Below are 24268 nucleotides of genomic sequence, written 5' to 3' on the forward strand. Positions count from 1 at the left end.
CATCCGGTTACCGGGCAACCTGATGTCAAAGGTGTAACCACCTTCATCAACGTTGTAAGTGAGACCTTGCCGGAAGGCGAGGTTTGCTTGCAGCGTTCACAAAGCGGCTGGCGTCTTCCGACGTTGGCCGTTTTTGTTTTTGAAGGATACCTCTGATGATGAATTCCGTTGGCACACCGTGGTTATGGGGCAGCTTCGCCGCCGTCATAGTCGTGATGCTCGCAATCGACCTCCTGTTGCAGGGCCGTAAAGGCGCGCACACCATGACCCTGAAGCAGGCCGCCAGCTGGTCGCTGGTGTGGGTCAGCCTCTCCCTGCTGTTCAATTTCGGTTTTTGGTACTACCTGAATGAAACCGCCGGGCGCGCCGTCGCCGATACCCAGGCGCTGGCTTTCCTGACCGGCTACCTGATCGAAAAAGCGCTGGCGGTGGATAACGTGTTCGTCTGGCTGATGCTGTTCAGCTACTTCGCCGTGCCGGCCAACCTGCAGCGGCGGGTGCTGATCTACGGCGTGCTGGGGGCGATCGTGCTGCGTACCATCATGATCTTCGCCGGCAGTTGGTTGGTCAGCCAGTTCCAGTGGCTGCTGTATCTGTTCGGCGCTTTCCTGCTGTTCACCGGTATCAAGATGGCGCTGGCGAAGGAAGATGACTCGGCGATCGGCGACAAGCCGCTGGTGAAATGGCTGCGCAGCCGGCTGCGCATGACCGACAGCCTGGAAGGCGAGCGCTTCTTCGTGCGCCGCAACGGCATCCTGTTCGCCACCCCGCTGGTGCTGGTGCTGATCCTGGTCGAACTGAGCGATGTGATCTTCGCGGTAGACAGCATCCCGGCGATCTTCGCCGTGACCACTGACCCGTTCATTGTCCTAACCTCCAACCTGTTCGCCATCATGGGCCTGCGCGCCATGTACTTCCTGCTGGCCAACGTGGCGGAGCGTTTCTCGATGCTGAAATACGGCCTGTCGGTGATCCTGGTGTTTATCGGCATCAAGATGTTGATTATCGACTTCTTCCACATCCCGATCGGCGTGTCGCTCGGCGTGGTGGCGGGCATCCTGACGCTTACCTTGCTGATCAACGCCTGGGTCAATCGCCGCAACGATCGCCTGGCGAAGAAATAACCACAATCTGTTATCCGGGGCGCTAGTCGCCCCGCGATTGTTTGGCAATTCCCCCAAAACGCCAAACGTTATTGCGATCACACAAATGTAACCAGTATGTTATCAAGTGTTGATCCGCGCTCAGAATTTCACCCTCGCCTCTTTCCAACATCATTCGATTGCTGAATACTGATTCGGCAAACACACTTAGTTACAGAATCATATAAAGCTACCCGGCGTCGTTCCCGCCGCGGCGGCCAGATAACATCAGGAAGAAAGCACTATGCAAAAACTATTACAAAGGATCATGCAGGGTAGCCTGGTCAAACAAATCATGGTCGGCCTGGTGGCCGGCATTCTGGTGGCGCTGGTTTCGCCGGCAGCCGCTGCGGCCGTCGGCCTGCTCGGCATCCTGTTCGTCGGCGCGCTGAAAGCCGTGGCGCCGGTGCTGGTGCTGATTCTGGTGATGGCCTCGATCGCCAACCATAAACAGGGGCAGAAGACCAACATTCGCCCGATCCTGTTCCTCTACCTGCTGGGTACCTTTGCCGCCGCGCTGGTGGCGGTCGTCGTCAGCTTTATCTTCCCTTCTACGCTGGCGCTGACCACCGGCGCGACGGACATTACCCCGCCGGGCGGCATTGTGGAGGTGATGAAGGGTCTGTTGATGAGCGTGGTGGCCAACCCGTTCCATGCGCTGATTAACGCCAACTACATCGGTATTCTGGCCTGGGCCGTCGGGCTGGGGCTGGCGCTGCGCCACGCTTCCGAAACCACCAAGGGGCTGATCAACGACATGTCCCATGCAGTCACGCTGGTGGTACGCGCGGTGATCCGCTGTGCGCCGCTCGGCATCTTCGGCCTGGTGGCCTCCACGCTGGCGGAAACCGGCTTCGGCGTGCTGTGGGGCTACGCCCAGCTGCTGATGGTGCTGATCGGCTGCATGCTGCTGGTGGCGCTGGTGCTCAACCCGCTGATCGTTTACTGGAAAATCCGCCGCAATCCGTATCCGTTGGTGTTCGCCTGCCTGCGCGAAAGCGGTGTGACCGCCTTCTTCACCCGCAGCTCGGCCGCCAACATCCCGGTGAACATGGAGCTGTGCAAGAAGCTGAACCTGAATGAGGACACCTACTCGGTTTCCATCCCGCTGGGCGCTACCATCAACATGGCCGGCGCGGCGATCACCATCACCGTGCTGACGCTGGCGGCGGTGAACACGCTGGGCATCGCGGTGGACGTCCCGACCGCCCTGCTGCTGAGCGTGGTGGCCGCCCTCTGCGCCTGCGGCGCCTCCGGCGTGGCCGGCGGCTCGCTGCTGCTGATCCCGCTGGCGTGCAACATGTTCGGCATTCCGAACGACGTGGCGATGCAGGTAGTGGCCGTGGGCTTTATCATCGGCGTGCTGCAGGATTCGGCGGAAACCGCCCTTAACTCCTCCACCGACGTGCTGTTCACCGCCGCGGCCTGCCAGGCGGAAGATCAACGGCTGGCGAACGAAGACCCGCTGAAGGTGCGTTAATCCCACCTGTCGGCATCGAAAAGGCGCTCTTTCGAGCGCCTTTTTTGTCAGCCTTATAGCGTTACCCCGCTTTTAAAGATCGCCAGCTCGCGGAAGTCGTTGGCTTCATTGCGCGCCGGGCGGCCGTTGGCGATCTCGACGATCAGATCGACGAAGCGGCCGAGCAAGGTCTCCATCGCCACGCCGTGGATCAGGCCGCCGGCGTCGAAATCGATCCAGTGCGGTTTCTTCGCCGCCAGCTCGCTGTTGGTCGCCAGCTTCACCGTCGGCACAAAGCCGCCGTACGGCGTGCCGCGCCCGGTGCTGAACAGCACCATATGGCAGCCGGCGCCGGCCAGCGCGCTGGTCGCCACCGCATCGTTGCCCGGCGCGCTGAGCAAATTCAACCCCGGCACGCGCAGCCGCTCGCCGTATTTCAGCACGTCCACCACCTGGCTCAGGCCCGCTTTTTGGGTGCAGCCGAGCGATTTCTCCTCCAGCGTGGTAATGCCGCCGGCCTTGTTGCCCGGCGACGGATTCTCGTATATCGGCTGTTGATGGGCGATGAAATAGCGTTTGAAATCGTTGATCATGTCGACGGTTTTGCCGAAGGTCTCCCCATCGCGGCAGCGGCTCATCAAAATGCGCTCGGCGCCGAACATCTCAGGCACTTCGGTCAGCACCGTGGTGCCGCCATTGGCGATCACATAGTCGGAAAAGCGCCCTAGCAGCGGGTTGGCGGTGATACCCGACAATCCGTCCGAACCGCCACACTCCAGGCCGAACTTCAGCTCGCTCAGGCGGCCCGGCTCGCGGCGATCGTGGCGCATCTCCCGGTACAGCTCGTGCAGCAGCGCCAGCCCGGCCTCCACCTCGTCGTCCTGCTGTTGGCACACCATAAAGCGCAGCCGCCGCTCGTCCACCATCCCCAGCGTGGCGCGGAAGGCATCCACCTGATTGTTCTCGCACCCCAGCCCGATCACCAGCACCGCGCCGGCGTTGGGATGGCGCGCCATGTTCTGCAGCATGATGCGGGTGTTGGCATGATCCTGCCCCAGCTGCGAGCAGCCGAACGGATGGCTGAACAGATGCACGCCGTCGATCCCCTCCGCCTGCGTTTGCTGCAAAAAGCGCTGCTGGATCTGGCGGGCGATGCCGTTGACGCAGCCGACGGTCGGCACGATCCACAGCTCGTTGCGGATCCCCACGTCGCCGCCGGCCCGGCGGTACAGCTGCACCTCGCGATCCGCCGCCTGCGGCGGCAACGCCGGGAACTGCGGCTGGTAACGGTAGCTGTCCAGATCGCTCAGGTTGGTTTTGGCGTTTTGCGAATGGATATGCTCCCCAGGGCCGATAGCCGCGAGCGCATGGCCGATCGGCTGGCCATATTTGATGATGTCCTCGCCCTTTGCGATCGGGCCGAGTGCAAACTTGTGCCCGCGCGCCACCGGCTGTACCAGCGGAACGGCGACGCCTGCCAGCTCAACCGTTTCTCCAGCGGCCAGGTCGCGCAGCGCCACCGCCACGTTATCCTGTTCGTGAATCTTTATCGTACTTTGCATAAACCGGTCCCGGATAACGGCTACGCCAGGTCAATGGCGAAATAGTCTTTGGCGTTGTCGAAGCAGATGTTTTTCACCATCCCGCCCAGCAGCGCGATATCCGCCGGCGCTTCGCCGTCCGTCACCCAGCGGCCGATCATCTGGCAAAGGATGCGACGGAAGTACTCATGGCGCGTGTACGACAGGAAGCTGCGACTGTCGGTCAGCATGCCGACGAAGCGGCTCAGCAGCCCGAGCTGCGCCAGCTGCGTCATTTGGCGCTGCATGCCGTCCTTCTGATCGTTGAACCACCAGCCGGAGCCGAACTGCATCTTGCCCGGCGTGCCTTCCCCCTGGAAATTGCCGATCATGGTGCCGATCACTTCGTTATCGCGCGGGTTGAGGCAATAAAGAATGGTTTTCGGCAGGCCGCCCTGCCGCGCCTGGGCATCCAGCAGCCGCGACAGCGGCTCCGCCAGCGGCCGATCGTTGATCGAGTCGAAGCCGATATCCGGCCCGACGGCGGCCAACATGCGGCTGTTGTTATTGCGCAGCGCGCCGATGTGATATTGCTGCACCCAGCCGCGGCGCCGGTATTCGCCGGCCAGGAACAGCAGCACCGCGCTTTTGAACTGCGCGCTCTGTTCCGGCGTCGGCAGCTCGCCGTTCAGGCGACGCAGCAGGATCGCATCCAACGTCACTTCATCGGCCTCGCCGAACACCACCACGTCCAGCGCATGATCGGCCACCTTACAACCGTGGGCGGCGAAGTGATCCATCCTTTTGTACAGGGCGTCGCACAGCGTGCTGAAGCGGCCGATCGCGGTGTCCGCCGCCGCCTCCAGCTGCCGCAGATAGTCGTTGAAACCGGGCGCTTCGATGGTGAAGGCCTTGTCTGGCCGCCAGCTCGGCAACACCTTGATATCGAAGCTGTGATCGTCGGCGATCGCCCGATGATGGCGCAGATCGTCGATCGGATCGTCGGTAGTGCCGACCATTTTCACGTTCATCTGCCGCATGATGCCGCGCGCGCGAAACTCATCCTGCGCCAATAGCGCATTGCCGCGCTGCCAGATCTCATCCGCCGTGGCCGGCGACAGCAGTGTTCCCGTGATGCCGAACGGCCGGCGCAGCTCCAGGTGCGTCCAGTGATAGAGCGGGTTGCCGATGGTGTGCGGCACCGTGGCGGCCCAGGCGTCGAATTTCTCGCGATCGCCCGCATCGCCGGTACACAGCCGCTCCGCCACACCGTTGGTGCGCATCGCCCGCCATTTGTAGTGATCCCCCCGCAGCCAGATATCGTACAGATTGCTGAAGCGGGTATTCTCCGCAATCTGTTGCGGCGGCAAATGGCAGTGGTAATCGAAAATCGGCTGGTGCGCCGCGTAGTCGTGATACAAACGCCGGGCAAATTCGCTGTCCAGCAGGAAATCTTCGCTCAAAAACGTCGCCATCTCGGGCTCCTTACCTTACTTGCCGTGCGGCACAGGGATCGAATCACAAAAGTTATCACACCAATTTTAGCGAGCGTCCAGCAAATTTTTCCCGCCATCTGTCATTTTGCTGTCCTTTAATCCCTTTTTCGCTCATTTTTACGGCATGCGTGTGGCATAAACGCCCTATTTCACCGGCGACAGTATCGCTCAGGCGAATAATTCCTTTTGTGATATCACTCAACTTTTAAACTTGTATGACAGGTTATTGTCTCGCCAGCCGCATCGACGGCCATACCTTCAAACGGGGAGACATTTCGGATGCGTAAAATTAAAGGGTTACGCTGGTACATGATCGGGCTGGTGACCGTCGGCACCGTGCTGGGCTACCTGACCCGCAACGCCATCGCCGTGGCGGCGCCGACGCTGGAAGATACGCTGCACATCACCACCCAACAGTATTCTTATATCGTTGCCGCCTATTCCGCCTGCTATACCGTGATGCAGCCGGTGGCAGGTTATGTGCTGGACGTGCTGGGCACCAAGGTCGGTTACGCCATGTTCGCCATTCTGTGGGCGCTGTTCTGCATGGGTACCGCGCTGGCCAACAGTTGGGGCGGCCTGGCGCTGGCGCGCGGCGCGGTCGGCATGGCCGAAGCGGCGATGATCCCCGCCGGGCTGAAGGCCAGCAGCGAGTGGTTTCCGGCCAAAGAGCGTTCGATCGCCGTCGGCTATTTCAACGTCGGTTCGTCGATCGGCGGCATGATCGCCCCGCCGCTGGTGGTGTGGGCCATCGTGGCGCACAGCTGGGAGATGGCGTTCATCATCACCGGCGTACTGAGCCTGATCTGGGCCATCTGCTGGCTGTTGTTCTACAAGCACCCGAAAGATCAGAAGAAACTGAGCCAGGAAGAGCGACGTTACATCCTCGAAGGGCAGGAAGCGCAGCACCAGACCTCTAACGCCAAAAAGATGTCCGCCTGGCAGATCGTGCGCAACCGCCAGTTTTGGGGCATCGCGCTGCCGCGCTTTCTGGCGGAACCGGCCTGGGGCACCTTCAACGCCTGGATCCCGCTGTTCATGTTCAAGGCCTACGGTTTTAACCTGAAAGAGATCGCCATGTTCGCCTGGATGCCGATGCTGTTCGCCGATCTCGGCTGCATCGTCGGCGGCTACCTGCCGCCGCTGTTCCAGAAGTATTTCAAGGTCAATCTGATCGTCTCGCGCAAGCTGGTGGTGACGATGGGGGCGGTGTTGATGATCGGCCCCGGCATGATCGGCCTGTTCACCAGCCCTTATGCGGCTATTGCGCTGCTGTGCGTTGGCGGCTTCGCCCATCAGGCGCTGTCCGGCGCGCTGATCACCCTCTCTTCCGACGTGTTCGGCCGCAATGAAGTGGCGACCGCCAACGGCCTGACCGGCATGGCGGCCTGGACCGCCAGCACGCTGTTCGCCCTGGTGGTCGGCGCCCTGGCAGACACCCTCGGCTTCAGCCCGCTGTTCGCCGCGCTGTCGGTCTTCGACATTCTCGGTGCCATCGTCATCTGGACGGTGCTGCAAAACCGCCCGGCCGCCGAACCGCAACCCGCCGCGCTGCAACCGACCCCGGCGCGCAGCTGATCCCGTCGCCCGGCCGCCGCGCCGGGCCTCCTGCTCCTCTGGCAGCGGTGCCGAATAAGTGGTATAACAAATCCGATGGCTACGCGCCCCTTCCCACCGCACCGTATAGAGCATTCACTATGGAATTCACTGAAACCAGACGCCTGTATCAGCAACTGGCCGCCGAGCTTAAGCAACGCATCGAAAGCGGCCGCTACCCGGTGGGCGACAAGCTGCCGGCCGAGCGATACATCGCCGAAGAGATGAATGTCAGCCGCACCGTGGTGCGCGAAGCGATCATCATGCTGGAAGTGGAAGGCTATGTGGACGTGCGCAAGGGATCCGGGATCCACGTGGTGTCCAACCAGCAAAAACACCTGGTGGTACCGGGCGACAGCATCGAGTTCGCCACCGCCGGCCCGTTTGAGCTGCTGCAGGCGCGCCAGCTGATCGAAAGCAACATCGCCGAATTCGCCGCCACCCAGGTGACCAAACAAGATATCGTGCAGTTGATGGAGATCCAGGAGCACGCCCGCAAAGAGGATCGCTTCCGCGACTCGCAGTGGGATCTGAAGTTCCACGTACAGGTGGCGCTGGCCACCCAGAACACAGCCATGGCCACCATCGTGGAAAAAATGTGGGTACAGCGGGTCAACAACCCTTACTGGAAAAAACTGCACGAGCATATCGACGAACGCTCGATCGCCAGCTGGTGCGACGATCACGATCAGATCCTCAAGGCGCTGATGCGCAAAGATCCCTACGCCGCCAAACTGGCGATGTGGCAGCATCTGGAAAACACCAAGCAGATGCTGTTCAACGCTACCAGCGACGATTTCGAATACAACGCCGACCGCTACCTGTTCGCCGAGAATCCGGTGGTGCATCTGGATGGCGTGAGCCACGAACCGAAATAGCCACGGCGGTCAAAAACCGTCGGCTTATGTCAGGTAATGTAAAATCCGCTGAATCGATGCCGGAACCGCCGTTTGCCGTGTACTATTTCACCGTCGGCAACGTAGATTTCCCTGTTGCCAATCGTGCTATTTTGGTAGAGTTAGCCCACTTTTTTACCCATTGCTGCGGGGGCGGGACGCGAATAAATGCGCTGGTTGTTTGCCATGCTGATTGCTGTTTTCTGCTGGACCGGTTCGGTCTCCGGCCAACAGCTATGCGTGGCGTCACCCAAGCCCACCCCCAGCGCGCTGAGCAGCCTGTCACCGCTGGCGGAGCCGGCGCTTTCCCCCTATGATCATGTGTATCGGGCGCCGGCCGAAGCGCGCCGCAAAGCCCCCGGTAAGTTGCTGCTGCTGCTGCCCAGAGCGCACTCTTTCCCCGGTTCGCTGCTCGTATCCTCCCTGCCGGCGCCGGTCTATACCCTGGCTGCAGAGCCGGGCTACCGAATTCGCTTCCCCCGCCAGGACAGTCCGGCGCCCAACCGGCTTGCCCAGGTCGACTGGATGCTGGACGCCTCCAGGCAACAGAGTCGGCAGGCCGGCTGGAAAGAAAGTAACATGCAGTACCGTGGCACGCTGACTTACCACCTATGACCGGTGTCGCACCGCTAAGAAACCTTAAAGCAACGCCGTTTCATCGTTATCAGCATTCAGGATCGCCGCGCGCTTTCAGCCCACGCCCGTTCCGCCGCTGAGATAAAAATAAACAATGACGTTTTAGGAACACCGGATGGACATCATTAAAGAACTGATACATGCCTTGTGGCAGCAGGATTTTGAGACGCTGGCGAACCCTTCGTTGGTGTGGACCCTCTACATCCTGCTGTTCATGATCCTGTTTTTGGAGAACGGCCTGCTGCCGGCCGCTTTCCTGCCGGGCGACAGCCTGCTGATCCTGGTCGGCGTGCTGATCGCCAAAGGCACCATGGGTTTCCCGCTGACCATCGTTATCCTGACCGTCGCCGCCAGCCTGGGGTGCTGGGTCAGCTATATACAGGGCCGATGGCTCGGCAATACGCGAACGGTGCAAGGCTGGCTTTCGCACCTGCCGGCCCACTACCATCAACGCGCTCACAACCTGTTCCACCGCCACGGGCTTTCCGCTCTGCTGGTCGGCCGCTTCCTGGCCTTCGTGCGCACCCTGCTGCCGACCATCGCCGGGCTGTCCGGCCTGAGCAACGCGCGCTTCCAGTTTTTCAACTGGATGAGCGGCCTGCTGTGGGTCTTGATCCTGACAACGTTGGGCTTCGCGCTGGGGAAAACCCCGGTGTTCCGCAAGTATGAAGATCAGCTGATGTTCTGCCTGATGATGTTGCCGCTGGTGTTGCTGGTGGTCGGGCTGGTCGGCTCGCTGATCGTGCTGTGGCGCAAGAAACGCGCCAGCAGCCAGAACCCGGGGAAAGGGGCGTGACAGCAAAGCGCCCGCGCTGGCAATACGTCTTGCTGATCGCGCTCGCCCTGCTGGCGTTGGCGACGCTGCTGGTGCCCTGCATGGTGCGCACCGAGAGCGAGCTGCGCATTCGCGCCAGCCAGCAAGGGCTGTCGCTGCCCGACGGTTTTTACGTCTACCAGCGCCTGGATGAGCGCGGCATCCGCATCAAAAGCATTACGCCGGAAGGTGATGGCCTGGTCATCCGTCTGGACTCGCCGGAGCAGCAATTGCTGGCGCGCGAAGCGTTGCAAACCATTTTGCCGCCCGGTTACCACATCGCATTGAGCGAGTCCCCCGTGCCGTCGCATTGGGTACGCGAATTTGCGCGTTCCCCACTCAATCTGGGATAATCCCCCTTCATATGAAGGGGTTTCCTTTCATTGCCATTATCTTCATTTTCATTCGCACCGATTAGCTCAAGAATTAATCAGTCAGCACTGAGTCACGGCTGATTCTTTGGGGGCCCGCCGGTTTCATGACTATGCTGAAGGGTAACTTCAGCCGGCGATGAACGCCCTCCTCTCGCGCTGCCGCCTTCGGCAGTCAGGAAAGCGGATGCCTGTTCAGGCATCCCATGAAAAGGAACTGAAAGATGAAATTACGCCACTCACTGTTACTGCTGTTGCCACTCTGCACGCTGCCGGCGCTCGCTGCGGCCGCCGAGGGCGGTTGCGCCGCCAAAGCGCAAGACATCCAGCAGCAAATCGATTATGCCACCCAACACGGCAACACCCACCGCGTGGACGGCCTGAAAAAAGCGCTGAGCGAAGTGCAGACTCACTGCACCGAAGCCGGCCTGCAGGCCGAACGTGAGAAAAATATCGCGGAGAAACAGCGCAAGGTCGACGAGCGCCGGCAGGAGCTGAAAGAAGCGCAGCAAACCGGCAAGCTGGACAAGGTCGCCAAGAAGCAGCAAAAGCTGGCGGAAGCGCAGGCTGAGCTGAAACGCGCCCAGGCGGAATAATTTTTTTACACCAGCGGATTTATCGATGAGAGCCCCATCACACGGGATTTCTTAAGCATATGGAATTGATGTCTGGTGTTATCTGCTGGCCATCACCCCTTTGCTCCGGCGAAAAAATCCGCTATGTTAAAAGTCTGTCGAAATAAACGTTAAGGAATAATCACATGGCACATGATTCAAATGCAGAAAACTTACGCGCTGAACTGAAGTCCTTAGCCGATACGCTGGAGGAAGTGCTGAACTCCTCCACCGACAAGCCGAAAGCCGAGCTTGAGAAGCTGCGTTCGAAAGCGGAAGGCGCGCTGAAAGAGACCCGCGCTCGCCTGAGCGACGCCGGTGACAAGCTGGCTTCGCAAACCAAACAGATCGCAGGCCAGGCCGACGACTACGTGCGCGACAACCCGTGGACCGGCATCGGTATCGGTGCGGCGGTTGGCGTCGTGCTGGGCGTGCTGCTCGCGCGTCGCTAATCATGGCTGAACAACCGCAAGTGCGCGCGCAGGGCCCCGCCAAAGGGGTCCTGGATATCGGTCAGCGCATCATCACGATCCTGGTCGGCATGGTGGAAACCCGTGTCCGGCTGGCGGTGGTCGAGTTGGAGGAGGAGAAAGCCAACCTCATTCAACTGCTGATCATGGCCGGTATGACGCTGCTGTTCACCGCCTTCGGTTTGATGAGCCTGTTGATCCTGATCTTTTGGGCCATCGATCCGGTCTACCGGCTGGTGGCGCTGGGCGCCACGACCGGCGTGCTGCTGTTCCTGGCCGTGGTCGGCACTATCTGGACGCTGGTCAAGGCCCGTCGCACCACGCTGCTCGGCGCGACGCGCAAGCAGTTGGAACTCGACCGCGCCGAACTGGAGCGCGAGCCATGAGCCGCCGCCGCTACCTGGAATGGAAAAAAGAGAGGCTGATTCGCCAGATCCAGCAGCAACGCCTGGATCTGGCCGAACACAAGTCTCTGTGGCTGGAAAAGACCGAACGCATTGACCGCGGCTGGCAGACGGTGTTTGGCCTGCGCCGCTATCTGGTGCTCGGTTCCAGCGTCATGGCGCTGTACGGCATCCGCCACCCCAGCAAGATGATCCGCTGGTCGCGCCGTGCTTTCGGCGCATGGAGCGCTATCCGCCTGTTTAAAAAGACCTTCTCCGCCAAGTAAGCGCCGCGCTTTTCCTTCAAACATCCTGTTGCTCCGCCCTCATTTTCCCCCTAAAACAGCGCGGCTTATCCCGAGGGCCGGGCAACCTGCTGACAAGCGTCAGTTTATTAGCACGCTAAAGATTCAGATTTTTTGAAAAATTACGACAGTTTTACTTGCTAACAACCTGAGCACTTCCCGCTTAACATTCACTCCATCAATTTGAGACGGAGCGGACAGGGTAAGAGACCCGCTACGCCGCCCGTTGATATGACTACCGCCGAACAGGCGCACAAAAACACTTTGGAGTAGATGATGAAAAAATTAGAAGATACAGGTTTGTTGGTTGCTCGTATTCTGATGCCAATTCTGTTTATCGTGGCAGGCTACGGCAAAATGGGTGACGCTTATGCCGGTACCCAACAGTACATGCAATCGATGGGCGTGCCTGGCTTCTTGCTGCCGCTGACCATCCTGCTGGAATTTGGCGGCGGTCTGGCGATCCTGTTCGGTTTCCTGACCCGCACCGTAGCGCTGTTCACTGCCGGTTTCACCATTCTGACCGCGCTGCTGTTCCACACTGACTTTGCAGAAGGCGTAAACCAGCTGATGTTCATGAAAAACCTGACCATCGCCGGCGGTTTCATCGTGTTGGCGGTTGCAGGCCCGGGCGGCTTCAGCATCGACCGTCTTCTGAATAAGAAATGGTAATCTAAACTGTCATTCAGGGCCCGGCATGCCGGGCCCTGTCGTTTTTTAACTCGGACACCAAGGAGATTCCCATGGGACAACTCGTCGATGGCGTTTGGCAAGACATCTGGTATGACACGAAATCTACCGGCGGCCGTTTCAAACGTTCAACCGCTCAGTTTCGCAATTGGGTGACCGCCGACGGTCAGCCGGGCGAACACGGCACGGGCGGCTTTCAGGCAGAAGCGGGCCGTTATCACCTGTATGTTTCTCTCGCCTGCCCCTGGGCGCACCGCACGCTGCTGATGCGCAAACTGAAAGGGCTGGAGCAGATCATTCCGGTCTCGGTGGTGCACCCGCTGATGCTGGAAAACGGCTGGACCTTCGGCCAGGATTTTCCTGAAACCACCGGCGATCCGCTGTATCACGCCGACTTCCTGTACCAGATCTACCTGCGTGCCGATCCGCACTACAGCGGGCGCGTGACCGTACCGGTACTGTGGGACAAACAGCGGCAAACCATCGTCAGCAACGAATCCGCCGACATCATCCGCATGTTCAACAGCGCGTTTGACGGCGTGGGCGCCCGCGCGGGCGATTACTACCCGGCCGAGCTGCGCGGCAAAATCGATGAGCTGAACGGCTGGATTTACGATCAAGTGAACAACGGCGTGTACAAGGCCGGTTTCGCCACCAGCCAGGAAGCGTATGACGACGCGGTCAACGGGGTCTTCAACGCGCTGGAACGCCTGGAGCAGATCCTGGGGCAACACCGCTACCTGACCGGCGATCGGCTGACCGAAGCCGACCTGCGTCTGTGGACCACGCTGGTGCGCTTCGATCCGGTGTACGTCACCCACTTCAAGTGCGATAAGCACCGCATCAGCGACTACCTGAACCTGTACGGTTTCCTGCGTGACATCTACCAGATGCCGGGCATCACCGAAACGGTCAGCCTGCCGCACATTCGCAACCACTACTACCGCAGCCACGCCACCATCAACCCGCACGGCATCATTTCCATCGGGCCGGCGCAGGATCTGGACGAGCCGCACGGCCGCGACCAGCGCTTCGGCTAAGGCAAAAAAAATCCCCTTGCCGCCCGGCAAGGGGATGTCATCCAAGCGATGTTAGCGCTGCGCGAACAGGCGCGGAATTTCGCGCAGGAACCAGGCTTTCGCCTCCCCCATGCTGTCGCGTCGCCAGGCCATGATGATATCGGCTTCGCGGCTGTATTCCGGCCCCACCACGCGCAGCCGCCCGGCTTCGATATCTTTCTCCACCATCGGATACGGCATGGTCGCCACCCCCAACCCGGCCAGCAGCGCCAGACGCTTGTCTTCGATGGTGCTCACCGTCAGACGCTGCTGCTTATCCAGCAGCTGCACGGTCAACACCGGACGCTCGCGGGCGGTATCCGCCACCGCGATGCCACGGTATTTCACGCGGGTCACCTCGGACAGCGGCTCCGGCTCCTGGTGGATAGGATGATCCGGCGCGGCGACGTAAACGCTCATCACCTTGTACAGTTTGCGGGTGTTGATCTCCGACGACGCGCGAAAATGCATGTCCGGCGCGATCACGATGTCGGCGCGCCCCTGCTCCAGCCGCTCCCAGGCGCCCGCCAGCACCTCGGTGAAAATCGACACCTGGGTGTTGGCCTTCAGCGCCAACTTGTCCACCAGCGGGAACAGCAGGCTCGGCGGCGACAGCGCTTCGCTGACGATGGTCAGGTGAGTTTCCCAACCGCGCGCCAGCGCCTCGGCGTCGGTGGTCAGCTTGTCGGCCGCTTCCAGCAGCACCCGCCCGCGTTCCAGCAACATGCGCCCCACATTGGTGAACTTGGTGCGGTGGCCCGAACGGTCGAACAGCACCACGTCCAATTCTTCTTCCAATTTTTGCATGGTGTAGCTGAGCGCCGACGGCACCCGGCCCAGTTCGTCGGCGGCCGCGGCGAAGCTGCCGCGCCGGTCGATCGCGTCCATCACTCTCAGCGCCTCAAGCGTGAGCGCCCGATCTCTGGCCATCACATCCCTCTGTCAGGAAATTTGAATATGCCGACCAGATTAACTGGCTAACAATCCGACGTCCAGATGCTTACCATTTGGATAATGAATTTAGAGAGCCGATTGCCATGATTACATGCAGAACAGCACAACAATGCGGGCAAGCTGACTTTGGTTGGCTGCAGGCTCGCTACACCTTTTCCTTTGGTCACTACTTCGATCCCAAACTGATGGGCTACGCGTCGCTGCGGGTGCTGAATCAGGAGGTGCTGGCGCCGGGCGCGTCGTTCCAGCCGCGCACCTATCCCAGCGTGGATATCCTGAACCTGATCCTGCAGGGCGAGGCGGAATACCGCGACAGCGACGGCAACGCCGCGCGCGCCAAAGCCGGCGAAGCGCTGCTGCTGGCCACCCAGCCGGGCCTGAGCTACAGCGAACAAAACGTCAGCAGCGATACGCCGCTGACCCGCCTGCAGCTGTGGCTGGACGCCTGCCCGGAACGTAACAACGAGCGGGTGCAGCGCCTGACGCTGCCGGCGGCAGGTAACCTGCTGCTGGCCTCGCCGGACGGCGCGCAGGGCAGCCTGCAGCTGCGCCAGCAGGTTTGGATCCACCATCTCGATCTGCAGCCGGGCGAAGAACAAACGCTGACGATTAACGGGCCACGCGCCTATTTGCAGTCGATTCACGGCACCATCGCCGCCACCGGCGAGCGCCACGAAGCGCAGCGCCTGACCTGCGGCGACGGCGCCTTCGTGCGCGAGGAGAATCGCCTGACGATCCGCGCCGAGACGCCGCTGCGCGCACTGCTGATTGACCTGCCGGTGTAAACCGGCCGGAAAACGAAAAACCCCGCGCAACTGACATTGCGCGGGGTTTTCTTTTGTCGAGGGAGTTGACCGGTAAGCCGGGTTCTGTCGTGGACAGTCATTCCTCTAGGCCAGCAATCGCTCACTGGCTCAAGCAGCCTACCCGGGTTCAGTACGGGCCGTACCATGTGAACCCCTATTTGGCCTTGCTCCGGGTGGAGTTTACCGTGCCACGAACTGTTGCCAGCCGCGCGGTGCGCTCTTACCGCACCCTTTCACCCTTACCTGATCCCGCTTGCGCGGGCCATCGGCGGTTTGCTCTCTGTTGCACTAGTCGTAGGCTTGCGCCTCCCAGGCGTTACCTGGCACCCTGCCCTATGGAGCCCGGACTTTCCTCCCCTCCATCTGTCTCCCCGAAGAGGACGGCAATGAAGCGGCGACTGTCTGGTCAACTCCGGCGCGGATAGTAGCGTCGCGGCAGCGGCAGGTCAACCGCTTTACGGCTGTTGTTGCTCCAGCGCGTGCTTATACAGCGCATTTTTCTTCACGCCGTGGATTTCCGCCGCCAGCGCTGCCGCCTTTTTCAGCGGCAGCTCTTTTTGCAGCAGCGCCAGCGTGCGCAGCGCCTCGAGCGGCAGCGCATCCTCCTGCGCCTTGTGGCCTTCGACGATCAGCACCATCTCGCCACGGCGGCGCACTTCATCTTCCTGCACCCACGCCAGTAGTTCGCCCACCGGCGCGCCGTGGATAGATTCCCAGGTTTTGGTCAGCTCGCGCGCCAACACCACATAGCGCTGCGGGCCCCAGACGGTGACCATGTCTTGCAGGCTTTCCAGCAGGCGGTGAGTGGATTCGTAGAAAATCAGCGTGCGCGGTTCCTCCGCCAGCGCCATCAGCGTATCCTTGCGCCCCTTGGTTTTCGCCGGCAGGAAGCCTTCGTAGCAGAAGCGGTCGGAAGCAACGCCCGCGGCGCACAGCGCGGTAGTGGCGGCGCAGGCGCCCGGCAGTGGCACCACGCGAATGCCGGCCTCGCGGCAGCGGCGCACCAGGTGATAACCGGGATCGTTGATCAGCGGCGTGCCGGCGTCGGACACCAGCGCGATGCTCTGGCCTTCCTGCAGTTTCGCCAGCAGCTGATCGGCTTTTTGCTGTTCGTTGTGATCGTGCAGCGCGAACAGACGCGCCTTGATCGCGAAGTGTTGCAACAGCAATCCGGTATGGCGCGTGTCTTCCGCCGCGATCAGATCAACGCTTTTCAGTACCTCTAACGCGCGGTGGGTGATATCGCCCAGATTGCCGATGGGAGTGGGCACCACATACAGCGTTGATGCAGAAATGACTGATTGTTGGTGTTGATTCATTGTTTCATCCGGGTTGCCGATTTAATATTGAGCATCTTGAAAAAAACATCACTGGATACAGTATGCTTTCCTCAACATTCGTTCGTACCAAAGCAGGGCGTTCCAAGCCTGTCCGACTTACTGCAGTCATCGCGGCCGCCCTTTTCCTGGCAGGCTGTCCAAGTCGGGCCCCGCAAACGCCGCCCGCCAATATACAGGACGAAGCGAGCGCCAGCTCCGATTACTACCTGCAGCAGTTGCAGCAAAGCAGCGATGATAACAAGGCTGACTGGCAATTACTTGCTATTCGCGCCTTGCTGCGTGAAGGAAAACTGCCGCAGGCCGGCGACCAGTTGAACCAGTTGCCGAAAAATCTCAGTGGCGCACAGCAGACTGAACGCCAGTTGCTGACTGCCGAACTGCAGATCGCCAACAAGAGCTACGTCAGCGCCCGCAGCACGCTGGGCCACCTGGACAGCGGTTCGCTGTCGCCGAATCAGAAGGTGCGCTACTACCAGGCGCAAATCGCCGCCAATCAGGGCAAAGCATCGCTGCCATTGATCCGCGCCTATATCGCTCAGGAGCCGTTGCTGACCGGCAAACCGCACCAGGACAACCTGGATCAGACCTGGCAGGCGCTGCTGCAGCTGACGCCGCAGGAGATGAACAGCCTGGTGATCAACGCCGACGAGAACGTGCTGCAAGGCTGGCTGGATCTGCTGCGCGTCTATCAGGACAATAAGCAGGATCCCGATCTGCTGAAGGCCGGTATCAAAGACTGGCAGAACCGTTATCCGAAGAACCCGGCGGCCAAAACGCTGCCGGCTCGCCTGAACCAGGTGCTGAACTTCACCCAAGCCTCCACCTCGAAAATCGCCCTGCTGCTGCCGTTGAACGGCCAGGCGAAAGTATTCGCCGACGCCATCCAGCAAGGCTTCGAAGCGGCGAAAAACGGCGGTTCCATGCCGGCGCCGCAGCCTCAAGCCGCACCACCGGCCAGCGCGCCGGCCCAAACGGCGCCGGCCGATCAGGCCGCCACGGGCGACATCAACGCCAACGGCGCGGTCAGCCCTTCGGCGCAAGAGAGCCAGCCTGCCGTGACCGCCGCGCAACCCACTGCGCCGTCCAGCGCGCCGATAACGCCGCTGCAGGCCGCCAACGCGCAGGTCAAAGTGTACGACACCACCAGCCAACCGCTGGCCGCCTTGCTGAGCCAGGCGCAGCAGGATGGCGCCACCCTGGTGGTCGGCCCGCTGCTGAAAGAGAACGTCGATCAGTTGTCCGCCAGCACCACCACGCTGAACGTACTGGCGCTCAACCAGCCGGAAACGCCGAAGGACAACCTGAACATCTGTTACTTCGCCCTGTCGCCGGAAGATGAAGCGCGCGACGCCGCCCGCCACATCTGGGAACAGCAGAAGCGTCAACCGCTGTTGCTGGTCCCGCGCGGCGCCTTCGGCGATCGCGTCGCCAAGGCCTTTAACCAGGAATGGCAGAAGCAAGGCGGGCAAACCGTACTGCGTCAGGACATCGGCTCCGCCGGCGAGCTGCGCCAAATGGTCAACAGCGGCGGCATCCGCATGACCGGTACGCCGATGTCGAGCGCCCCGGCGCCGCAGAGCGTCACCATCGCCGGGCTAACCATTCCGGCGCCGCCGAGCGACGTGCCCGCCGCGACCGGCGGCAGCGTCGACGCGGTGTATATCGTTGCTACCCAGTCCCAGCTGACGCTGATTAAACCGATGATCGACATGGCCACCAGTTCGCGCGGCAAGCCGGCGATGTACGCCAGCTCGCGCAGCTACCAGGCCGGCGCCGGCCCGGACTTCCGTCTGGAAATGGAAGGCCTGCAGTTCAGCGATATCCCGCTGCTGGCCGGCTCAAACCCTCAGCTGTTGCAGCAGGCCAGCGCGCGCTTCCGTAACGACTACTCGCTGGTGCGCCTGTATGCGATGGGAATGGATGCCTGGACATTGGCCAACCACTTTGCTGAAATGCGCCAGCTGCCGGGCTTCCAGGTTTCCGGCACCACCGGTACGCTGAGCGCGTCGCCGAACTGCGTGATCAACCGTAAGCTGCCTTGGCTGCAATACCGTCAGGGCACGGTCGTGCCGGTCTCTTGAACCCACGCGCCTCCGGGGCGGGCTATGAGTTACTGGCCCGCCGTCACCTGGAACACGCCGGGCTCACCTTCTGCGCCGCCAACGTCGCGGTGCGCGGCGGTGAGCTCGACCTCATCATGCGCGACGGTGCCACCTGGGTGTTCGTCGAAGTGCGCTACCGCCGCAACGACGCCTTCGGCGGCGCGGCCGCCAGCGTCACCTCTCGCAAACAACAGCGGCTGCTGCATGCTGCCGCCGTCTGGCTGGCGGGGCGCGGAGCCAGTTTTGACACATCATCTTGCCGTTTTGATGTTTTGGCCATTACCGGTAGCCAGTTAGAATGGATACCCAACGCCTTCAATGCGGATTAATCGGGGTTTTGCGGCGCAGACCGGCCCTTTGACTTAGTGGATTAATACAACGTGCTGGATAGAATTAAAGCCTGTTTTACCGAAAGCATCCAAACCCAGATTGCGGCGGCGGAAGCGTTGCCGGACGCCATTTCCCGCGCTGCGATGACGCTGGTTCAATCCTTACTCAACGGCAACAAAATCCTGTGCTGCGGCAACGGCACCTCGGCGGCCAACGCGCAGCACTTTGCCGCCAGCATGATCAACCGTTTTGAAACCGAGCGCCCCAGCCTGCCGGCCATCGCCCTCAACGCCGACAACGTGGTGCTGACGGCGATCAGCAACGATCGGCTGCACGACGAAGTGTATGCCAAGCAGGTGCGCGCGCTCGGGCACACCGGCGACGTGCTGCTGGCGATTTCCACCCGCGGCAACAGCCGTGATATTGTGAAAGCGGTCGAGGCGGCCGTCACGCGCGATATGACCATCGTCGCGCTCACCGGCTACGACGGCGGCGAGCTGGCCGGGCTGCTCGGCCAGCAGGATGTCGAAATCCGCATCCCGTCGCACCGCAGCTCGCGCATTCAGGAAATGCATATGCTGACCGTAAACTGCCTGTGCGACCTGATAGACAATACGTTATTCCCCCACCAGGACGATTAAGGAACTGAGATGAAGCTAAAAGCCACATTTGCAGTGCTGTCCAGCGCCCTGCTGTTGCAAGGCTGTATCGCCGGCGTCGTCGTCGGCAGTGCGGCCGTCGCGACCAAAACCGCCACCGACCCGCGCAGCGTCGGGACCCAGGTGGATGACGGCACGCTGGAAGCCAGGGTCGAAAGCGCCCTAAGCAAAGACCAGCAGTTGAAGAAAGACGCCCGAGTGGTCGCCACCGCCTATCAGGGCAAAGTGCTGTTGACCGGCCAGTCGCCTAACGCCGATCTCACCGCGCGCGCCAAGCAGATCGCCATGGGCGTGGAAGGCACGACCGAAGTGTATAACGAAATCCGTCAGGGCACGCCGGTCAGCCTGAGCACCGCGTCCTCCGACACCTGGATCACCACCAAGGTGCGTTCGCAGCTGCTCACCAGCGATACGGTGAAATCGTCCAACGTGAAGGTCACCACCGAAAACGGCGAAGTGTTCTTGCTGGGCCTGGTCACGCAGCAGGAAGGGCAGTCGGCGGCGCAGATCGCCAGCCAGGTCAGCGGCGTGAAGCACGTCACCACCGCCTTTACCTATGTGAAGTAATCCGCTCTGGCGGGAGCGGCGCCGTGCCGTTCCCGCCCGCTTAATCCAGCTTGTTCTCTTTCAGGAAACCTTCCCCGCCCAGCTGCCGCATCTGGCGCATGATCCACTGTTGACGCTGCACCACATAGCCGGACGGCGCATCGGCCCTGAAGCGGTGCGGATTCGGCAATACCGCCGCCAGCAGCGCCGCTTCGGCCGCGCTCAGCCGTTTGGCCGGCTTATGGAAAAAGCGCTGTGAAGCCTCCTCCACGCCGAACACCCCGTCGCCGAACTCGACGATGTTCAGATACACCGTCAGAATGCGCCGCTTGGTCCACACCAGCTCGATGCCCGACGTCAATCCGGCCTCCAGACCTTTACGCAGCCAGCTGCGGCCATCCCACAGAAACAGGTTTTTGGCGGTTTGCTGCGACAGCGTGGACGCACCGCGGATGCGCGTCGGGCGCTTCTCGTTGTGGCTGAGCGCCTTTTCAATGGCCGCCACGTCGAAGCCCCAATGGTCTGGAAACTTCTGATCCTCAGCCGCCATCACCGCCAGCGCCATCTGCGGCGAGATGTCGTCCATCGACACCCAGTCCGAATGGGCGACGTAGCCGAAGTCGCCGCTCAGCCAGGCGCTGACTTGTCTCTCCACCATCACGGCGGAAAACGGCACCGGCAGGAAGGCGAAGGCCACAATGCCCAACACCCACAGGCCGAGAATCGCGATGACCCCGCGCTTCAGCCAATACCACGGGCGCAGCCACCGCCATCCGCCGAGCGATTTTCTCATTCAGCCAGTTCCAGCACCCGCGCCACCAGCTTATCGATGCCGAGGGCCGCCTGCGCGATCGACGGCGCCAGCATATAGGCCGGCGTGGTCACGACTTTATGTTCGCTGTCCACCACGATATCGTCCACCGGGCAAATCACCGGCTCGCCGCCCATGGCGTCAATCACTTCTCCCAGGTCCGGATCGTTGCCAATGGTCAGCCGCGCTTGTTGATCCAGCAGTTTCGGCAACAGCGCCGGCGCGATGCACATCAGGCCAATTGGTTTGCTGGCCTTATGCATCTCACGCGTCAGACGCGCCAAATCTTCATCAACCCAACATTCCGCGCCGGCTTCGGCAAAATTGCTGAGGTTCTTGGCGGCGCCAAAGCCGCCGGGCACGATCAGCGCATCCAGCTGCGCGGCCTCCGCCAGCGCCAGCGGCTGCACCGCGCCGCGGGCAATGCGCGCCGATTCAATCAGGACATTGCGCGACTCCGCCATCTCCTCACCAGATAAGTGATTAATAACATGGCGTTGTGGTTTATCAGGCGCAAAGCACACCGCCTGCGCGCCGGCACGGTCCAACGCCAGCAGCGTCAGCACCGCTTCATGGATCTCCGTACCGTCATAAACGCCGCTGCCGCTGAGGACTACACCCACCTTTTTCATCACTCTTACTCCTGTCGTCGCTGTCAACTGGTTCGTGCTCGGAGTTGACAAACACTAATCTACATCACACATTTTAATGAATCTTCTAACAAGAGCGCTTACATTTGCTATGTTGTTGGCTGTATGATGTTTAGGAATTCGCAACAACCTGCTCGACCAGAACACTGAAACCAATACGCAGGTTCACAATTTCCCTGGTGTTGGCGCAATATTCGCGCACCCCGGCTTAGGTCGGGGTCATTTTTTTTCAGCGTTCTCTACCCAAGCCCGCAGTACCTGCACATCGTTGCGCCACTCTTGCTTCAGCTCATCCACCCAATCCTGCACGTTATCCCACCAGGCCGGCAGCGTCGGCGTTTGAATCTGCTGCGCCAGCTGCTGCAGATGGCGCAGACCGACCGAACCGGCGGCTCCCTTGATCTTGTGACCTTCCTCGGTGATGCCTTTCTGATCGCGCGCCGTCATGTTGGAGTCCAGCACCGCCAGATAACCCGGCATCATTTGTTCGAACATCTCCAGGCTTTGGTGGATCAGCTGCGGGCCAACCAGATCCATGTACTGCTCCAGCATCGCGGTATCGAGTAACGACTCATTAATCTGCATCGCCTTGTGCTCCGTTTTCTTTGAAGTGTGAGAAGGTTGATGATCCCAATAGTGTTTGATGACCTGGGTCAGCGCCGGCACCGACAACGGCTTGCTCAGCACATCGTCCATGCCCGCCTCGAGATACTCTTTTTTGTCTTTCAGCACGTTGGCGGTCAGGGCCACCAGCGGCGGCAGCGCCTGCCCGGCGTAGCGTTCGCGCAGCGCCCGGGCGATGTCCAGCCCGGTCATGTCCGGCAGTTGGATATCCAGCAGCACCAGATCGAACTCGTCCGGATCGAACATTGCCAGCGCATCGTGGCCGTTCATCGCCACTTCGACGCTGTTGCCCAATTTCTCCAGCACCGAGCGCGCCACGATCACGTTCAGTTCGATATCCTCCACCAGCAGGATATGTAGCGCCGGCAACGGCAGCTCTTCTTCCTCCGGTAGCTCGCTGACGGCTTCCTGCACCGCCGGCGCCTGGATGGTCAGAGTGAAGCAAGAACCGTGCCCCTGTTCGCTGCGCACGGTGATGTCACCGCCCATGCTCTGCGCCAGCCGCTTGGAGACCGCCAACCCGATGCCGGTGCCGGTAGCCGGGCGGCCACCGCGCTGATCTTTCACCTGGTAATACATGGCGAAGATCTTGTCCTGCTCGTCCTGAGGGATGCCCATGCCCGAATCTTCCACCTCGAACACCAGCTTCTCCTGCGCCTCGCGCCGCACGCGTACCACGATTTGCCCCTGCTGGGTGAATTTCACCGCGTTGCCGATCAGGTTCCACAAAATCTGCCGCAGGCGCGTGCCGTCGGTCACGATCTGCTGCGGCAGCGGCGTCTGCGGCTCCATGATGAACTGCAGTCCTTTCGGCTGCGCCAGCAGGCCGGAGAGGTTCTCCAGATCCGCCAGGAAGCCGGTGAAGTCCACCGGCTGGTTGTCGAGCTGCACCTTGCGCCGCTCGAGCTTATCCATTTCGATAATGTCGTTGAAGATATTGCCGAGGGTGATGGCGCTGACGTGAATGGTCTTCAGGTATTTCAACTGCTCGTCGTTCAGCTCGGTATCGAGCAGGATGCGACTCAGGCCAACGATGCCGTTAAGCGGCGTACGCAGCTCGTGGCTGATCGTGGAGATAAAGGTGGTCTTCTCCCTGCTGGCGTTCTCCAGCGCGTCCTGGTAGCGCTTACGCTCGGTAATATCGCGGCCGAAGCCCATCAGCCCGTGGCGTTTGCCCACCCGGTCGTAAAACGGGACCTTGCGCAGCTCGAAACAGGCCTTGCGGCCATCGGGATACACCAGCCACTGTTCGTAGGTCAGCGAGACGTTGTGGCGGAACACCTTCTCGTCGGTTTCAATGACCTTTTCGGCGATCTCCTGGCCGTAGACGTCGAACGGCGTCAGGCCGATCAGCTGCTTCTCGCTCTTGCCGGTCAGCAGCTCCATCGCGCGGTTGCAGCCGGAAAATTCTTTGTCTTCGTTGCGGTAGTAGACCAGATCCGGCGAGGCATCGAGGAAGGAGCGCAGCAGCGCCGATTGCTGGCCCAGCTCAATCTGCGCCAGTTCACGCTGTTCCATCTCTTCCGTCAGCTTGTCCATCACCTGCAGGCGCTCTTCTTCCGCCTTGATACGGTCGGCGATCTCCTGGTTCAGTTGGCTGATATTGTCCTTAAGCTGCTGATTGAGCTCCAGATCGCGGTGGCGCATCTCCTCCAGCTTGTCCACCAGCCGCGCCAGCCGCTGGCGCGACTCCTCCAGTTGCTCCACCACTACCGAGAGGAAGTAGACCGCCCACGGGGTGATCAACAGGCCGAAGAAGATCGAACGCACCACGTCGATGCTTTCCACTTCGCCGCGCAGCAGCATGGTCACCGCCATCTGCACCACCATCGCCAGCACCACCAGCGCCGAGGCCAGCAGCAGCGAGAAGCGTACCAACCCCAGTTTCACCATTAAATCGACGTAGTACTGGGCCAACACCCGGATTTGCTTCATAGCGGCTCCCATCAGACACAATCTTTTGAATCATACCGTAAAACAGCGGTGAGATAAGGCG

The 24268-nt window shown here is 60.9% G+C and carries 26 protein-coding genes and 1 other RNA gene; 18 read left to right on the plus strand and 9 right to left on the minus strand.

All coding sequences use genetic code 11. The features are described from left to right. Positions 1 to 155 precede the first annotated feature (155 nt). The gene (locus tag QDT79_RS01340) at positions 156 to 1124 is read left to right on the plus strand and encodes a TerC family protein (RefSeq protein ID WP_063988625.1); all 969 of its coding nucleotides are present in this window, start codon (positions 156 to 158) and stop codon (positions 1122 to 1124) included. A 262-nt stretch (positions 1125 to 1386) separates the two neighbouring features. Further along, a complete protein-coding gene (gene sstT / locus QDT79_RS01345; protein WP_063988624.1) occupies positions 1387 to 2622 on the plus strand; it encodes a serine/threonine transporter SstT in 1236 nt (411 codons plus the stop codon). Between the two features lie 53 nt (positions 2623 to 2675). Here the strand turns inward: sstT and QDT79_RS01350 are convergent, their stop codons facing one another. Genes QDT79_RS01350 through QDT79_RS01360 form a run of 3 tightly spaced genes read right to left on the minus strand, consistent with a single transcriptional unit; the run spans position 2676 to position 5819 of the window. After that, the gene (locus QDT79_RS01350) at positions 2676 to 4163 is read right to left on the minus strand and encodes a UxaA family hydrolase (protein ID WP_149559059.1); all 1488 of its coding nucleotides are present in this window, start codon (positions 4161 to 4163) and stop codon (positions 2676 to 2678) included. Between the two features lie 20 nt (positions 4164 to 4183). Further along, complete coding sequence (uxaC, locus tag QDT79_RS01355) at positions 4184 to 5596, minus strand: glucuronate isomerase (protein ID WP_063988622.1); 1413 nt, start codon at positions 5594 to 5596, stop codon at positions 4184 to 4186. A 55-nt stretch (positions 5597 to 5651) separates the two neighbouring features. Beyond that, entirely contained in the window at positions 5652 to 5819 is a 168-nt protein-coding gene (locus QDT79_RS01360; protein WP_154805948.1) for a hypothetical protein, read from the minus strand. Between the two features lie 77 nt (positions 5820 to 5896). Between QDT79_RS01360 and QDT79_RS01365 the strand changes: the two genes are divergently transcribed. The 11 genes from QDT79_RS01365 to QDT79_RS01415 all read left to right on the plus strand — a co-directional run bounded on the left by QDT79_RS01365 (position 5897) and on the right by QDT79_RS01415 (position 13432). After that, on the plus strand, positions 5897 to 7195 hold the full coding sequence (locus QDT79_RS01365) for an MFS transporter (RefSeq protein WP_107227076.1): 1299 nt from the start codon (positions 5897 to 5899) through the stop codon (positions 7193 to 7195). 119 nt (positions 7196 to 7314) lie between these two features. Beyond that, positions 7315 to 8091, plus strand: coding sequence for a transcriptional regulator ExuR (gene exuR / locus QDT79_RS01370; protein WP_033636102.1), 777 nt, complete (start codon positions 7315 to 7317; stop codon positions 8089 to 8091). A 186-nt stretch (positions 8092 to 8277) separates the two neighbouring features. Then, positions 8278 to 8724 carry a hypothetical protein gene (locus tag QDT79_RS01375; protein ID WP_308316138.1) on the plus strand — a complete coding sequence of 149 codons (447 nt, stop codon included), beginning with the start codon at positions 8278 to 8280 and terminating at the stop codon, positions 8722 to 8724. Positions 8725 to 8860: 136 nt separating this feature from the next. Then, a complete protein-coding gene (locus QDT79_RS01380) occupies positions 8861 to 9541 on the plus strand; it encodes a DedA family protein (protein WP_063988619.1) in 681 nt (226 codons plus the stop codon). Next, positions 9538 to 9912: an EnvZ/OmpR regulon moderator MzrA gene (mzrA, locus tag QDT79_RS01385; RefSeq protein ID WP_074181139.1), complete on the plus strand. Its 375-nt coding sequence runs from the start codon at positions 9538 to 9540 to the stop codon at positions 9910 to 9912. The genes QDT79_RS01380 and mzrA overlap by 4 nt, the downstream gene beginning before the upstream one ends. Before the next feature lie 242 nt (positions 9913 to 10154). After that, a complete protein-coding gene (locus QDT79_RS01390) occupies positions 10155 to 10526 on the plus strand; it encodes a DUF1090 domain-containing protein (RefSeq protein WP_063988618.1) in 372 nt (123 codons plus the stop codon). Between the two features lie 164 nt (positions 10527 to 10690). Beyond that, a complete protein-coding gene (locus QDT79_RS01395; RefSeq protein WP_004937125.1) occupies positions 10691 to 10996 on the plus strand; it encodes an ElaB/YgaM/YqjD family protein in 306 nt (101 codons plus the stop codon). A 2-nt stretch (positions 10997 to 10998) separates the two neighbouring features. Beyond that, the gene (locus QDT79_RS01400; protein ID WP_015379160.1) at positions 10999 to 11400 is read left to right on the plus strand and encodes a phage holin family protein; all 402 of its coding nucleotides are present in this window, start codon (positions 10999 to 11001) and stop codon (positions 11398 to 11400) included. Next, positions 11397 to 11684 carry a YqjK-like family protein gene (locus tag QDT79_RS01405; RefSeq protein WP_004937121.1) on the plus strand — a complete coding sequence of 96 codons (288 nt, stop codon included), beginning with the start codon at positions 11397 to 11399 and terminating at the stop codon, positions 11682 to 11684. The genes QDT79_RS01400 and QDT79_RS01405 overlap by 4 nt, the downstream gene beginning before the upstream one ends. 294 nt (positions 11685 to 11978) lie before the next feature. Then, positions 11979 to 12374, plus strand: a complete 396-nt coding sequence (locus QDT79_RS01410; protein ID WP_004937119.1) for a DoxX family protein — start codon at positions 11979 to 11981, stop codon at positions 12372 to 12374. Between the two features lie 71 nt (positions 12375 to 12445). Continuing rightward, positions 12446 to 13432, plus strand: coding sequence for a glutathione S-transferase family protein (locus QDT79_RS01415; protein ID WP_107227077.1), 987 nt, complete (start codon positions 12446 to 12448; stop codon positions 13430 to 13432). Positions 13433 to 13483: 51 nt separating this feature from the next. Here QDT79_RS01415 and QDT79_RS01420 read toward each other — a convergent pair whose 3' ends face one another. Beyond that, positions 13484 to 14380: a LysR family transcriptional regulator gene (locus QDT79_RS01420; RefSeq protein WP_004937113.1), complete on the minus strand. Its 897-nt coding sequence runs from the start codon at positions 14378 to 14380 to the stop codon at positions 13484 to 13486. A 107-nt stretch (positions 14381 to 14487) separates the two neighbouring features. Between QDT79_RS01420 and QDT79_RS01425 the strand changes: the two genes are divergently transcribed. Beyond that, positions 14488 to 15189 carry a pirin family protein gene (locus QDT79_RS01425; protein WP_060424694.1) on the plus strand — a complete coding sequence of 234 codons (702 nt, stop codon included), beginning with the start codon at positions 14488 to 14490 and terminating at the stop codon, positions 15187 to 15189. A gap of 57 nt (positions 15190 to 15246) precedes the next feature. Here the strand turns inward: QDT79_RS01425 and rnpB are convergent. Continuing rightward, positions 15247 to 15624: RNase P RNA component class A (gene rnpB / locus QDT79_RS01430), an RNA gene on the minus strand. A 41-nt stretch (positions 15625 to 15665) separates the two neighbouring features. Next, positions 15666 to 16529, minus strand: a complete 864-nt coding sequence (gene rsmI / locus QDT79_RS01435; RefSeq protein ID WP_308316139.1) for a 16S rRNA (cytidine(1402)-2'-O)-methyltransferase — start codon at positions 16527 to 16529, stop codon at positions 15666 to 15668. Between the two features lie 62 nt (positions 16530 to 16591). Between rsmI and QDT79_RS01440 the strand changes: the two genes are divergently transcribed. The 4 genes from QDT79_RS01440 to dolP are packed head-to-tail and all read left to right on the plus strand — an operon-like array spanning position 16592 to position 20208. Continuing rightward, positions 16592 to 18631 (plus strand): penicillin-binding protein activator, encoded by a 2040-nt coding sequence (locus tag QDT79_RS01440; RefSeq protein WP_308316140.1) that lies wholly within the window; start codon positions 16592 to 16594, stop codon positions 18629 to 18631. Beyond that, complete coding sequence (locus tag QDT79_RS01445; RefSeq protein ID WP_019453117.1) at positions 18628 to 18981, plus strand: YraN family protein; 354 nt, start codon at positions 18628 to 18630, stop codon at positions 18979 to 18981. Before QDT79_RS01440 ends, QDT79_RS01445 begins: the two co-directional genes overlap by 4 nt. Positions 18982 to 19032: 51 nt before the next feature. After that, entirely contained in the window at positions 19033 to 19623 is a 591-nt protein-coding gene (gene diaA / locus QDT79_RS01450; RefSeq protein ID WP_063988614.1) for a DnaA initiator-associating protein DiaA, read from the plus strand. A 9-nt stretch (positions 19624 to 19632) separates the two neighbouring features. Further along, positions 19633 to 20208: a division/outer membrane stress-associated lipid-binding lipoprotein gene (gene dolP, locus QDT79_RS01455; RefSeq protein WP_004937101.1), complete on the plus strand. Its 576-nt coding sequence runs from the start codon at positions 19633 to 19635 to the stop codon at positions 20206 to 20208. 40 nt (positions 20209 to 20248) lie between these two features. On the opposite strand, the gene mtgA is transcribed toward dolP, so the two are convergent. The 3 genes from mtgA to arcB form a co-directional block, all read right to left on the minus strand. After that, positions 20249 to 20980, minus strand: coding sequence for a monofunctional biosynthetic peptidoglycan transglycosylase (mtgA, locus tag QDT79_RS01460; protein ID WP_107227080.1), 732 nt, complete (start codon positions 20978 to 20980; stop codon positions 20249 to 20251). Further along, positions 20977 to 21630 carry an isoprenoid biosynthesis glyoxalase ElbB gene (elbB, locus tag QDT79_RS01465; protein ID WP_130017725.1) on the minus strand — a complete coding sequence of 218 codons (654 nt, stop codon included), beginning with the start codon at positions 21628 to 21630 and terminating at the stop codon, positions 20977 to 20979. The genes mtgA and elbB overlap by 4 nt, the downstream gene beginning before the upstream one ends. Positions 21631 to 21867: 237 nt before the next feature. Further along, positions 21868 to 24207, minus strand: a complete 2340-nt coding sequence (gene arcB, locus QDT79_RS01470; protein WP_107227081.1) for an aerobic respiration two-component sensor histidine kinase ArcB — start codon at positions 24205 to 24207, stop codon at positions 21868 to 21870. Positions 24208 to 24268: the final 61 nt, after the last annotated feature.

Origin of the sequence: Serratia marcescens, from assembly GCF_029846115.1 — a bacterium.
Taxonomy (GTDB): Bacteria; Pseudomonadota; Gammaproteobacteria; order Enterobacterales; family Enterobacteriaceae; genus Serratia; species Serratia marcescens_L.

Coding starts and splice junctions, on each gene's coding strand:
- QDT79_RS01420 (WP_004937113.1), bottom strand. CDS start 14,380: ATGGCCAGAGATCGGGCGCTCACGCTTGAGGCGCTGAGAGTGATGGAC.
- QDT79_RS01390 (WP_063988618.1), top strand. CDS start 10,155: ATGAAATTACGCCACTCACTGTTACTGCTGTTGCCACTCTGCACGCTG.
- arcB (WP_107227081.1), bottom strand. CDS start 24,207: ATGAAGCAAATCCGGGTGTTGGCCCAGTACTACGTCGATTTAATGGTG.
- QDT79_RS01415 (WP_107227077.1), top strand. CDS start 12,446: ATGGGACAACTCGTCGATGGCGTTTGGCAAGACATCTGGTATGACACG.
- QDT79_RS01405 (WP_004937121.1), top strand. CDS start 11,397: ATGAGCCGCCGCCGCTACCTGGAATGGAAAAAAGAGAGGCTGATTCGC.
- exuR (WP_033636102.1), top strand. CDS start 7,315: ATGGAATTCACTGAAACCAGACGCCTGTATCAGCAACTGGCCGCCGAG.
- QDT79_RS01440 (WP_308316140.1), top strand. CDS start 16,592: ATGCTTTCCTCAACATTCGTTCGTACCAAAGCAGGGCGTTCCAAGCCT.
- QDT79_RS01375 (WP_308316138.1), top strand. CDS start 8,278: ATGCGCTGGTTGTTTGCCATGCTGATTGCTGTTTTCTGCTGGACCGGT.
- dolP (WP_004937101.1), top strand. CDS start 19,633: ATGAAGCTAAAAGCCACATTTGCAGTGCTGTCCAGCGCCCTGCTGTTG.
- QDT79_RS01365 (WP_107227076.1), top strand. CDS start 5,897: ATGCGTAAAATTAAAGGGTTACGCTGGTACATGATCGGGCTGGTGACC.
- sstT (WP_063988624.1), top strand. CDS start 1,387: ATGCAAAAACTATTACAAAGGATCATGCAGGGTAGCCTGGTCAAACAA.
- uxaC (WP_063988622.1), bottom strand. CDS start 5,596: ATGGCGACGTTTTTGAGCGAAGATTTCCTGCTGGACAGCGAATTTGCC.
- mtgA (WP_107227080.1), bottom strand. CDS start 20,980: ATGAGAAAATCGCTCGGCGGATGGCGGTGGCTGCGCCCGTGGTATTGG.
- elbB (WP_130017725.1), bottom strand. CDS start 21,630: ATGAAAAAGGTGGGTGTAGTCCTCAGCGGCAGCGGCGTTTATGACGGT.
- QDT79_RS01410 (WP_004937119.1), top strand. CDS start 11,979: ATGAAAAAATTAGAAGATACAGGTTTGTTGGTTGCTCGTATTCTGATG.
- rsmI (WP_308316139.1), bottom strand. CDS start 16,529: ATGAATCAACACCAACAATCAGTCATTTCTGCATCAACGCTGTATGTG.
- QDT79_RS01350 (WP_149559059.1), bottom strand. CDS start 4,163: ATGCAAAGTACGATAAAGATTCACGAACAGGATAACGTGGCGGTGGCG.
- QDT79_RS01340 (WP_063988625.1), top strand. CDS start 156: ATGATGAATTCCGTTGGCACACCGTGGTTATGGGGCAGCTTCGCCGCC.
- QDT79_RS01425 (WP_060424694.1), top strand. CDS start 14,488: ATGATTACATGCAGAACAGCACAACAATGCGGGCAAGCTGACTTTGGT.
- QDT79_RS01395 (WP_004937125.1), top strand. CDS start 10,691: ATGGCACATGATTCAAATGCAGAAAACTTACGCGCTGAACTGAAGTCC.
- QDT79_RS01380 (WP_063988619.1), top strand. CDS start 8,861: ATGGACATCATTAAAGAACTGATACATGCCTTGTGGCAGCAGGATTTT.
- QDT79_RS01400 (WP_015379160.1), top strand. CDS start 10,999: ATGGCTGAACAACCGCAAGTGCGCGCGCAGGGCCCCGCCAAAGGGGTC.